11 protein-coding genes are annotated in these 11,139 nt (G+C 68.4%); 4 read left to right on the top strand and 7 right to left on the bottom strand.

Annotated elements, in window-relative coordinates:
- Positions 1-161: 161 nt before the first annotated feature.
- From KOR34_RS23285 to KOR34_RS23275, 3 genes are all read right to left on the bottom strand, one after another.
- Complete coding sequence (locus tag KOR34_RS23285) at positions 162-1,010, bottom strand: alpha/beta hydrolase (RefSeq protein WP_146568539.1); 849 nt, start codon at positions 1,008-1,010, stop codon at positions 162-164.
- A 158-nt stretch (positions 1,011-1,168) separates the two neighbouring features.
- Complete coding sequence (locus tag KOR34_RS23280) at positions 1,169-2,134, bottom strand: hypothetical protein (RefSeq protein WP_146568538.1); 966 nt, start codon at positions 2,132-2,134, stop codon at positions 1,169-1,171.
- A gap of 244 nt (positions 2,135-2,378) precedes the next feature.
- Positions 2,379-3,818 carry a sigma-70 family RNA polymerase sigma factor gene (locus tag KOR34_RS23275; protein ID WP_390620808.1) on the bottom strand — a complete coding sequence of 480 codons (1,440 nt, stop codon included), beginning with the start codon at positions 3,816-3,818 and terminating at the stop codon, positions 2,379-2,381.
- Positions 3,819-5,261: 1,443 nt separating this feature from the next.
- On the opposite strand from KOR34_RS23275, the gene KOR34_RS23270 reads away from it, so the two are divergent.
- Positions 5,262-5,810 carry a hypothetical protein gene (locus KOR34_RS23270; RefSeq protein ID WP_146568536.1) on the top strand — a complete coding sequence of 183 codons (549 nt, stop codon included), beginning with the start codon at positions 5,262-5,264 and terminating at the stop codon, positions 5,808-5,810.
- A gap of 2 nt (positions 5,811-5,812) precedes the next feature.
- Here the strand turns inward: KOR34_RS23270 and KOR34_RS23265 are convergent, their stop codons facing one another.
- Positions 5,813-7,105: a hypothetical protein gene (locus KOR34_RS23265; RefSeq protein ID WP_146568535.1), complete on the bottom strand. Its 1,293-nt coding sequence runs from the start codon at positions 7,103-7,105 to the stop codon at positions 5,813-5,815.
- 22 nt (positions 7,106-7,127) lie between these two features.
- On the bottom strand, positions 7,128-7,913 hold the full coding sequence (locus KOR34_RS23260) for a class I SAM-dependent methyltransferase (protein ID WP_146568534.1): 786 nt from the start codon (positions 7,911-7,913) through the stop codon (positions 7,128-7,130).
- Positions 7,914-8,085: 172 nt separating this feature from the next.
- Here KOR34_RS23260 and KOR34_RS23255 point away from each other — a divergent pair, with 172 nt between their 5' ends.
- Entirely contained in the window at positions 8,086-8,547 is a 462-nt protein-coding gene (locus KOR34_RS23255) for a hypothetical protein (RefSeq protein WP_146568533.1), read from the top strand.
- 198 nt (positions 8,548-8,745) lie between these two features.
- Positions 8,746-9,528 (top strand): hypothetical protein, encoded by a 783-nt coding sequence (locus KOR34_RS23250; protein ID WP_146568532.1) that lies wholly within the window; start codon positions 8,746-8,748, stop codon positions 9,526-9,528.
- Between the two features lie 103 nt (positions 9,529-9,631).
- Here the strand turns inward: KOR34_RS23250 and KOR34_RS23245 are convergent, their stop codons facing one another.
- Positions 9,632-9,835 (bottom strand): hypothetical protein, encoded by a 204-nt coding sequence (locus KOR34_RS23245; protein WP_146568531.1) that lies wholly within the window; start codon positions 9,833-9,835, stop codon positions 9,632-9,634.
- Between the two features lie 92 nt (positions 9,836-9,927).
- Complete coding sequence (locus KOR34_RS23240) at positions 9,928-10,341, bottom strand: HD domain-containing protein (RefSeq protein ID WP_146568530.1); 414 nt, start codon at positions 10,339-10,341, stop codon at positions 9,928-9,930.
- A 108-nt stretch (positions 10,342-10,449) separates the two neighbouring features.
- Between KOR34_RS23240 and KOR34_RS23235 the strand changes: the two genes are divergently transcribed.
- Positions 10,450-10,644 (top strand): hypothetical protein, encoded by a 195-nt coding sequence (locus KOR34_RS23235; protein WP_146568529.1) that lies wholly within the window; start codon positions 10,450-10,452, stop codon positions 10,642-10,644.
- Positions 10,645-11,139: the final 495 nt, after the last annotated feature.

Below are 11,139 nucleotides of genomic sequence, written 5' to 3'. Positions count from 1 at the left end.
CGGCCGCCGCGTCTGGCCGTCGCGGTGTCGGGTGGCGCCGGATGCGCGGGCGGCGCCGGATACGCCGCGGCTCGCCGCTTGGGGCTGCCTGCCGAGGCGCTGCGCCAACACTTGTAGGCCTCGGAACCGCCGGGCTTCCGCCGGCAGCTGCTGGGCGGTTGCTAGCCCGCGGTTGGCTGCTCTTCGGGCGGCAGCGAGTCGAGGAATGCGTCCAGCGAGGCGAAGAACTCGGCGCTCAGGTCGTCGTTGTGGCCCGCTCCCTCCTGCGACACGAATCGCTTGGGGCCGGGCGCGGCGTCGAACAGCTCGCGCCCCAGCTCATAGGGAACCACCGTGTCCGCCTCGCCGTGGTACTGCAGCAGCGGCCCGTGGTACTGCTTGATAAGCGACAGCGAGTCGAGCCGGTTGGTCATCAGCAGGCCGGTTGGCAGCAGCGGCAGGTGGTGCGCTCCGACGTCCGGCAGCGAGGTGAACGTGCTGCTGAGCACCAGCCCGCGGGCGCCGTCCCGGGCGGCCAGGTCGACCGCCACGCCGCCGCCAAGCGAGCCGCCGATGAGCACGACATCCCGCTCCACGACGCCGGCCCGCTCGGCCAGCCACGCCCTCGCGGCGCGGGCGTCCTGTAGGATGCCGTGTTCGCTCGGCTTGCCCTGGCTGCGGCCGTAGCCGCGGTAGTCGAACACGAGGGTCGACAGCCCCAGGCCGTTCAGCGTGCGCAGCATCGCGGCGCGGTGCGTGATGTTGCCGGCGTTGCCGTGCAGGCAGAGCGCCACGCCGCGCGGCTCGTCGTGCGGGGCGTACCAGCCGTGCAGCCGCACGTTGTCCGCGGCGCGGAACCAGGCGTCCTCGTACTCCAGGTCCTCGGGGAACCAGTCGCCGATCGGGTACTCCGCCGGGTGGTACAGCGCCGCGCGTTCCAGCGGCGCCAGCGGAGACAGCGGTCCGAGCCGGGCGCAGCCGGCCGCGCCAAGCAGCCAGACCGCTAGTGCAATCAATCCTGTAGCGCGCATCGTCGGCCCCGGGGAGTAAGCAGCGTCGGCGCGACATCCGGCGCCGGCGGGGCTAGGTAGCAGAACGGACCGTTCCCAGTCAACCGCAGCAAGCGGCCTTGAACTCGCGCCGTTCGTATCAAGTAGCCGCGGCGTTTGATGATGCAAAGACACGCGCGCTATCGGGACGGCGCCAGTGGGATGCTCTGGATGACGTAATCGTCCACAACGTACTGGTGTAGCGTGGCCACCCCAGGCAAGAGCTCTCGCAGTCGCTGGTTTCGATCGGCCGGGAAGAACTGCTCTCGCCCGGCCCTAGCGGCGAGGTCGGACGGTTTCAGAAACTGCTTTCCCATCAGATCACCATTCGAGTTGTAGGGCAGTTCGACCCAGTCCATGTTTAACAGGTGGAGGTTCTGCAGGCTCATGGCGCCGGCGAGCCGGTTCAGGTTGTTGCACCGCACCGCGCAGCGGTAGAGGTCGAGCTGGGCAAGCTGATCGCAGGAAGCGATTTGACGCAGGTCGGCGGGGTTCAGCTCGCAGGCTTCTAGCACCAGCAGCTCCAGGTTGGGCAGCAGTGGAGGGAGGGAGAGCGCGGCCGGGTCGCGCTCCGGGAGGCCGAACAGCCCCGTGGGCGACGAGCCCTGCTCATCGCCCGGCGGCTCGCGGCAGATCATCAGCGTGTCGATCTTGGCGAAGATCGGAGCGAGCGTGTCGGCCCGCGCCGCAGCGGACGCGGCGGGCAACCTGAGCCACACCGAGCGGAGCGATCCCAGGCTGCGCGCCGCTTGCACGGCGGCCGCTAGCTCGTGGTCTTGCAGCGGGGCGCCCCGGGGCATCGTTGGCAGCGGCAGGCCAGACGTTAGGTTTGGACGCGGGGGCGGAGGCATCGGGCTCAGGTTGAGCTGGACGAGCGCGACCCCGTAGAAGTAGTCGGGACCAAGGGCGGTCAGCAGCCAGCCGGGCGCCGTGCCGGAGCGGCGGTCGTACACACAGTTGGCGCCAAGCTCCGTGAGGGTCCGCACCGCGGAACGCTGCTCCCGCGCGCGGTAGGTCCACCAGCCCAGGCCGACGCACGCCACGGTCGTCAGGCAGAGCAGCGCCCGGAGCGAGAACCGCCGGTAGCTCATGCTGAACAAACCCATGCGCGCCCCTCAAACGAAGAAAGCCCCGGGTGCATTCGAGCACGGGGCCTGGCGGGGGTAAAGCTCGGATCGTGTCGGCGCGTTCGGAAGCTGGGAAGACTCAGAAACCCGGATCGCTGCTATCAGCGTCGACTAGTGTTCCACTCCGTTCGCTGCCTCAGACACCGCGGCGCGGACCTGACGAAAAAAGCCCCGCGTTCAACCGAACGCGGGGCTCTTGGGGTAATCGGATTCGCAGCGGACTCTAGTCGAGGAAGCCAACCAGCTCGGCGCTGCGGCTGGGCTGCTGCAGCTTGCGGACGGCCTTGGCCTCGATCTGGCGGATACGCTCGCGGGTCACCTTGAAGATGTGGCCCACCTCTTCCAGCGTGTAGCTGTAGCCGTCGCCCAGGCCGTAGCGGAGCTTGATGATCTCGCGCTCGCGGTAGGACAGGGTCTTGAGGACCGAGGTGATCCGGCCGCGGAGCATCTCCTGGGCGGCGCCGACCGACGGGCTCTCGGCGCCGGAGTCGGGCAGCAGGTCGCCGAAGTGGCTGTCCTCGCTGTTGCCGACCGGGCGGTCGAGGCTGATCGGGTAGCGGCTCATGGCCAGCACGCGGCGGGCCTCATCGATGGTGCACTCGGCGGCGCGGGCGGTCTCTTCGATGGTCGGCTCGCGTCCCAGCTTCTGCAGCAGGGCGCGGCTGACGTTCCGCACGCGGCTCATGGTCTCGACCATGTGGACCGGGATGCGGATGGTGCGGCTCTGGTCGGCCACCGCGCGGGTGATGGCCTGGCGGATCCACCACGTGGCGTAGGTGCAGAACTTGAAGCCGCGGCGGTACTCAAACTTGTCGACCGCCCGCATCAGGCCGGCGTTGCCCTCCTGGATCAGGTCCAGGAACGACAGGCCGCGGTTGCGGTACTTCTTGGCGATCGACACCACCAGCCGGAGGTTGCCCTCGGACAGGCCGCGCTTGGCCCGCTGGTACTCGGTGTAGATCTGCTTGAGGTCCGCCACGCGGTTGCGGAGGCTGGTGGGGGTCTCCTGCAGGGCGCGGAGGATGTTGCGGGTCTCGATGATGACCGGCTTCCGCTCCTCCATGGGGCGGCGGTCCTTCTTCATCTGCGAGAGCTGGTCGCACAGCTCGTCGACGCGGCGGCTGAACTGCTCCAGCTGCTCGATCATCGGCTCGATGCGCTGCGTCCGCAGGCCGAGCTCCTCGACCAGCAGCACGGCGCGGCAGCGGCGCTGGCCCAGCCGGCGCCACGCGGCCCGACGCTCGGTCAGCTTGTACGACTTGCTGGTCGCGATGCGGTAGTCGTCGGCGTTGCGGGCGAGCAGCGTCTCGAGGGTCCGCAGGTTGTGCGGCATGCGGCCCAGGATCTGCTCCTTCTCCAGCCGGTCGGTCACGCTGACCTGCACGGTGCGGTCGAAGGGCAGTTCGCCGCGGTGCACGCGGCCCAGGATCTTCACCGCGTTCTGGATCACGTGGTCGCAGGCCAGCAGCTTGCGGCGGAACGCGGTGCGGGTGGTCTCGATCTTGCGGGCGAGCGAGATCTCCTCCTTGCGGGTCAGCAGCGGGATCTCGCCCATCTGCGTGAGGTACATCCGCACCGGGTCGTCGGACCAGGACTCGTTCTCGTCGCCGTCGAGCAGGCCCTCCTCATCGGAGTCGTCGTCGGACGAGTCGTCCGAGCTCACGGCGCTGATGCCGTCGTCGTCGTCCTCGTCGCTGGACTTGCTCAGCCCCGAGCCCAGCCCGGTCGCGACCTCGGTTGCAACGGCGCCATCCTCATCCAGGTCGTTGTCCAGAATAGATTCGTACAACTTAGTTTACTCCTACCAATCGAAGGTTTAGCTCGCTCTCGCGACCGGAGTGCTTGGCGGTCGGGGGTGGGGACTCAAACCCCGCAGGCTTGTGCTCGGTCCGTCGACGCGGCCGGCCGCTGGACGGCGCCAACGCGTGGCCCGCAGCGTCCGTGTTGTCGCCATGCTTCCGAGACACGCTCGCGAGAGGCGCCCTGGTAGGGAGGGCCGCCGGTTCGTCGCGTTCGCCGTGGATGTGGAAGCAGCCGTGCGTCTGCAGCGGAGCCAAGCCCGGCGGGCGCCGGCAGCGGCGAAGCTGCGGCCCGAGCCGGGCAAGCGGGCTGAGTCGCGGCGGGCCGGTGGGCCGTCCCGTCGTGGCAGGTCGGCGATCCCAGGACCGCCTGCGTGCTCATCAACCCGTTGTCTGCCAACCCCTTAGTGCCAACCCCTTTTGTAAGTCGCGTAGAGATAAATAATTCTAACACCCCGTGACCGCCAGCCGGGTGGGGCAGCTTATTTGGGAGGAGATTACGCTGGCGCAAAGTCCGACGCTTCGGCAAACGATCCCGGCTGCTGCCCAGACCCTCTGGCGTCGCGCCCGCGGCGTCGTCTCACTCGTGCATTGTCGTGAATGCCACCCAAATAGAAGTTGCCCAACACGCCTGCGCCGCGGGCCAAGACCCGCAGGCAGCCACGCCCTTAATCTTGGTTGCTCGGCGCGGCGGCCGTGACGAAACCCATCCCGTCACGCCGCTGGCGTGTCCTGCCGGACACCGCCTCGCAACCCCTCGCGTTCTTCTCTGTCTGTTGTTGGTTGTGACCTTGCAGGGCATCACCAACCGCTGACCCAGCAGTGCTCATTCTTGAGCGGCCCGTCGACGAGCTTGACTCGCCTAGGGAGTTGCCCCCGCTGGGGCGGATTATTGGAACGCAAGCAGCCACCGTTCATCACCGCGTCCTGTGCACAAAGCCTGGTCGCCGGCTGCAGTGGGCTCCAAGCGGGGGGAGGCCATGCCCGGGCATACCGTCTTTAGGGCGATGTCAATGGTCTGCACTAAATTTTAAGCAGCCCAAGCCGCCGGTCCATAGCCAAAACCGGAAAAATCCGTACGATAGACCGACTCGGCCGGCCACCCGAATGCAAACCGGTGGACGAATCACGCCAGGACCGCCCCCCTAGGGAGGCCCCGGCAGATAAGCTATCACGCTGGCAGGCAGCCTCGGCGGGGCACGCGGCGCCGTCCGTTCCTGCTCGCCTGGGAAGCCGCTCTCCCGCTTGGCGGCGTGCTTCCCTGTTACCTGCTCTACGCGGCCCCAGCGGCGACTGTTCTCAAAGTTATGGCAACCAAGCACCTGCTCCCCTGCGACTGCGGCAAGAGTATCCGCGTCGAACCCTCGCAGGCGGGCGACCGTGTCGTGTGCGAGTGCGGCGCTGAGCTCGACGTGCCGCCGCTCAGGCAGTTGCGTGATCTGCCGCTCGATGTGCAACCAGGTGACGCGCCGTCGGCCCGCGGCGGGGGCGAGTGGTCGTTCCGCGCCGGCGTGCTGACGGCCGGGCTGCTGATCGCCGCCGTGCTGGCCGGCCTGGGCGGCTGGTGGTGGGCCACCGAGCCGCCAATGCCCGGCGGCTTCGACCCCAACGCCACCGCGCAGCGCATGGAAGGCCTGGTCGATCAGATGAACGCGAAGCAGGCCTACAAGCAGTGGGTCGAGTTCTACTCGCTCAACCGCCCGCTGGCGCCGGTGACCGACCCGCGCACGCAGGCGGCGATCGACCACGTCCGGCACATGCGCCTGGTCCGCACGACGCTGGTGATCGCCGGCGCGGTGGTCGCGGTGTTGAGCCTGCTGCTGTTCACCCAGCTGAAGCCACGCAAGCAGGCGTAGCGCTAAGAGGCGAGCAGCGACAGCTTCTCGGCCGGCGTCAGGTCGGTCGTCCCGCCGAGCGGCTGCAGCCGGCACGACCGCAGCACGCTCAGGTCCTGACGGTCGAGCACCAGCAGGTACCGCGCCAGCATCCGCGAGCCCTGCAGCAGGTACACCTTGCTGGTCTCGGCCAGCCGCCACCGCCCGAGCGCCGCGAGCGTGGGGTGTGCGGCCAGGATGGCCAGCAGCGTGGGGTCGCCGCCGCGGACGCGGCGCATCCGGCGGCAGCCCTCGCACCGGCCCCCCTGCTGAGAGCCGCGGCCGACCCGCTGGCCGCAGCGGTTGCAGGTTGTGAACGCTGACTTGAGCGTCCACTCGCCCGACACGGGGCACTTCTCGCACAGGTCGGGCGCGACGCGGCGGCCGGTCGCGCCGCAGTCGACCAGGTCACGCGACAGCAGCGGGCGGTCGCTCTCTTCGCAGCGGGCGATCTCTTCGGCGGCGACGATGGCCGTCTTCCCCTGTCCGGGCAGCTCGACGGCCGCCAGGCTGCGGGTCTGCCGGCCGGTCTTGGGGCAGGTCACCAGCGGGGGCTCCAGCGTGCTGGCCCAGCCCTCGAACGGCGCCTTGAGGGTGGCGTCGCCGATGGTGAACTGGAGGTGCCCCACCACCCGCTTGGCCCACACCACCGCGGTGGTGGGCGGCGCGTCGTCGGCGGCGGGCCGGGGCGCCGGCGCGTGGGGGTGGTAGTCGAGGTCGCGGGTGTGGGCGAGGTGCAGCGCGTCGGCCAGTTGGGCGGCGACCTCGTCGCCGGCGGCGTCGTGCAGGGTGTGGCGGAAGGTCGGCTCGGCGGCGTCCTCGACCAGCGTGGTGCCGCGCACGAACGGCACGTCCTCGAAGTGGCAGCCGGCGATGTGCACGCCGCCGTCCTGCACCCGGTAGGCGGCCAGCAGCGCGGGCGCGAGGTCGTGCACGCGCTCGGGCTGGTCGACCGGCGCGAGGTCGGGCGGCGGGTCGAGCGCGGCCAGCCGGGCGAGCAGCTGCTGCGCAAGCTCCGCGGCGTTGGCGAAGCTCTCGCCCGGCGGCGGGTCGTCCTTGGCGCGGCGGCGTGAGAGGAACGCTGAGCCCAGCCCGCTGCGTTGGGGGGGCGGCTCGTCTTCGGCGTCGGCGGCGACCGGCCGCAGCGTGAACGCCTGCCCGTCGAACTCCATCACCAGGCCGAGCCGGGCGGCGGCCCAGTTGGCGAACACGCCCCAGGGCTCCTGCCATCCGCAGGCGCTGGGGGGCGTGATGCTGGGGGTGGTGGGTGGCGTCACGGGTCCGGCCGAGGGGGCGGCGTCACTGCTTCTGCAGCACGTACACCACGTCCTCGGTGCTTCGGTTTATTTGAACGGGGCAATCGACATCATACGCAAAGTCGTAGGTCGCGACGCACTGGAGCGAAGGGACGCTGGCAATAAGATCGTCCATCTGCTCGGCCGTGTAGGTTCGGAAATCGAACTGATTCTGCAGTCGGAACGTGCGGCTCGGGGTATAAACGTCAAAAGTCATTCCGACCGTCTCTTTGCGGGCGGCTCGGTTGACCTTGATCGACCACATGCGTGACAGCACGCTCAGGTTTCCGCGCCGCGCGGCCCAGCTCTCCTCGTTGCTGGCGGGCTGGCCCCGGGCCGGCGTGAGGTGCAGGCCCAGCACGTACAACCCCCCCTTCTTAAGCGACCGCGCAACACAACTCAGGTGGTCGTGCGCCTGCTGCCCGGTCGCCAGGTGGCGGAAGCTGTTGATCGTGTTGAACGACGCGTCCACCTTCTTGGCCACGCGGTAGTCGCACATGTCGCCCACGACGGCGGTCTCCGGCAGGCCGTGCTTGGCCAGCCGCTCGTTGCAGTACTCGACCGCCGCGGGGTTGAGGTCGTTGCCGGCCGCCTGGTACCCCGCCTGGGCGAACCGGTACAGCAGCCGCCCGGTGCCGCAGGCCGGCTCGAACAGCCGCTCCACGACCAGGTCGGTGTGCCGCTCGAACACGTCCTCCAGGAAGTCCATCTCGGCCTTCCAGTCCGATCCGAACACAAGGTCGTAGTACTTTGGGTGGTCGTAGAGGTTGCCTTGGATCGTGTCGAGCATGCAGGGGGATCGGTTGGTGGCTGGCGGCGAGTGGTGGGCGGCGGGTGGCTCGCGGGGCGCTGCCCCGCAACAGGCGTTCGGCAAACGCTCTCCAAGCGCTGACCACCCCCGCCGGGTGTGGTAGAACCAGGGGCCCTATTCTAACGCAAGCACCCCGATCCCGCAGAAACCGATGCAGCAGCCCACCTCCGGCGACTTCAACCAGCAGGTCACGACGATGCAGATCATCATCGGCGCGCTGGCCATGGGGCCGCTGACCTTCGCCCTGGTCGCGCTGCTGACGGCGCGCGGCGAGCCGACCGAGGGGCCGCTCACCAAGATCGCCCTGGTGATGGGGCTCGGCGCCATCTTCCTCAGCGGGCCGGTACGGCGGCTCCTGCAGGCCAAGGCGCAGAACTCGGCCTACCCGATCGGCGTGTACCAGACGGCGCTGATCGTGTCGGCGGCGATCCTCGAGGGGGGCGTCCTCATGAACCTGGTGGCCCACATGCAGGAGCGGTCGAACTGGACGTTGGCGATGGCCGCGCTGCTGTGGGTGTCGCTGTTGCTCAAGATGCCGACCCGCGCCGGCGTGACCCGCTGGCTGGAGCAGGAAGGCCGGCGGCAGCGCGACGAGGCCGTGCTCCGCGGCTAGCGCAGTTGCTCTCCGGATGCACTCTGCCCGCGCGGTTGGGGTTTCACCAAGCCGGTGTGCAGTCTTCATCAGATCTTCACCGGTTGTCGCGCGCCGGCCGCAATAATGCCCCCTCGACGCGGCGATAGACCAGCCGCAAGCGACGCCCTCCGCGTTAGACGGGCGACGCAATCTACGGCAGCAGCGGGCGAAACAATGATGGCTCGATTCTTGGCGTGTGTTTGGGTGCTTGCGTGGGCGGGGGTTGCGCTGGCGCAGTCGGATTATTCCCTCGCCGTGCGGGCGAGTCGGTTTGATCAGTCTGACGGGAGCGCGGTGTACGGTTTTCAGTTCACGCTCTCACCCACCCTGCTGGGCTCCGTCGACCGGGACGATGACGTCGAGCTCTCGATCACCATGCCCAACGGCTTCCGGCACGAAGAGGTCGGGAGTCTTGGCTTGGTCGCCACGAAGCTAGACGACCTGCGGCCCTCGGCGATGGCGGCGTTGGCGGGCTCGTGGACGATTCTCGAACGGAGCGCCGTAGAGGATCACACCTACCAATTCACACTGCCCAACCTCACCAACCCAACCCTGTGGGGCGACGCCCCCGCAATCTTGTCGCCGTTGGATGGGGAGGTCGTTCCGCGGGTCTTCGACGTCGCTACGACGGTCGAGCCGCCTTCGTTCCGGTACGAACTCCCATCGCAAGAAGTAAGCGTCTCCTCGGAGTGGTTAGGGGGAGGCGCGGCCCGCTTCACGATCGATGGGGCGTTGGATCCCGAAGGCGGTGTGCTCGGGTTGCTTGCGTCGCAATGGACCGGGGCGCCGCTGCCGGTGGCGAACCTAATGGGCAGCGATCCTGCGGCGTTCAACAGCACACTTACGTTCATCCACTACGGCGCGCCGATCCACCTTACCGTCGTGCCCGAGCCCGGAGCGGCGACCCTGGTGGAACTGCTGCTGGTCGCGGGCGTTGCCGGCCGGCGTCGCTTCCGGTAACGCCACAGAACGGACGCGGCATTCAATCGCCTCCGCGTAGGCAGTATCCCGTGACGCTTCCCCGCTCCCAGGCGGGGCATGGATACAGGTGGTTGCCGATTCTTTAGGGGACCCGGTCGAGCATCGACCCGAACACGGCTACCACCGCGCCCAGGCCGGCCCCGATCAGGGCGCCGACGGCGGCCGCCTGGTCGGGTGGGGGGCCCGGTTGCGTGCGGTTCCACCAGCGGATCACGAACGCCACAACCGATCCGCACACGCTGTACCCGATCACCGTGCGCAGCATGCCGACAAGAATAGGGTCCATGGTTCGCGTTCCGGTTGACGCCGGGGAGGAGCTACAGGCGGTGGCCGTGCCTGTTATAGCCTAAACCGAACGGCGGCACACCACGGCGCCGGTCAGCCGGCGGGGACTAACCGCAGCAGTCCTTCAGCGTACTTGCGGATCTGCTTCGGCGTGGGGCCGTCGGACAGGTTCGAGAGCATATCGGCGATCTTCACCTGCCGGGCGATCGGGCTGTCGGCCACACGCGCCAGGTAGTCCCCGTACGCGACCGCCGGGCTCTTGGTCAGCAGCTCGACCGCGTCGACCACCTCGGCGGGCACGCCCTGGGCGAGCAGCGACTCGGCGGTCTGGTCGGTGTCCTCCAGCACGTCGTGCAGCCACGCGGCCGCGACCAGCCGCGGGTCATCGCCGACCCGCGACGCCACCGCCCGCGGGTGCTCGATGTAGGGCGTGACCCCATCGCGGCGGAACTGCCCGGCGTGGGCGTCGGTGGCGATCTGCTTGGCCAGGTCAGTAAGGGCGGGCATAGCGGCGGAGAGTTGCAAGATTGCGACGGAACGTTGGCGACGATTATACTCCCCCGCGGACCCACCCGGTCAGCAATGACCAACTCTTGCAGACGCAGGCGCTTCACCATGGACATCCTCCTCCTCGCCGACCAGGTTTCTGAAACCGTCACCAAGGGCGGCATCAGCCTGGGGTCGGCGATCGCGGTCGTCAGCTCGTGGGAGCGGAACCGCTCGATCCTGTGGGCGATTGTGGCAGGGTTGCTGTCGTGGTTCTACGTGATCTACTTCGCGCTGACCCGGCGGATCGACGAGACGAAGTAGCGGCCGTACGGCGGGTTTGCCACTCTCGCCGACTGCGTAACGCATCAGCCGGAACGCGTTTGCGTCCGGTTGTTGGGCTGAACGCGTGATCCAACGCGGCGTTGCGTGGCGGGGCGGAACTGGGGGCTAAGGCCCCGCGGCCGATGTTCGTTGGCCGTTGCTGCGGATTGCGGCAGCCTGTTTGGCATCCGTGTATCTCGCCACTTTCGAGTAGAAACCGGCCACCTGACGCCTTAGAAATGAGGGTACGCGGCGTGGTGCGCGGTGGCTGTGGCCGGGGAGACTTTTGTCCCTATCGCGCGCAGCAGGTGGACAAAAGTAGCTCTGTAGAAAGCTTCTAGATGTTTAGAGGATCATGAGGTTGAGAGTGAGGGTCTTGAGGGCGGCTTCGCGTCGCTGCATGGGCTTTTTTCGTGCTCGCAGCTGGGGCCCGAGGAGGCGTTTGAGCATGCTGATGGTGGTCTCGGCCTGGGCGCGTTGCCCGTAGCGGGTGGG

Origin of the sequence: Posidoniimonas corsicana (assembly GCF_007859765.1) — a bacterium.
Classification (GTDB): Bacteria; Planctomycetota; Planctomycetia; order Pirellulales; family Lacipirellulaceae; genus Posidoniimonas; species Posidoniimonas corsicana.
This window is presented reverse-complemented; position numbering and strand designations above follow the sequence as displayed.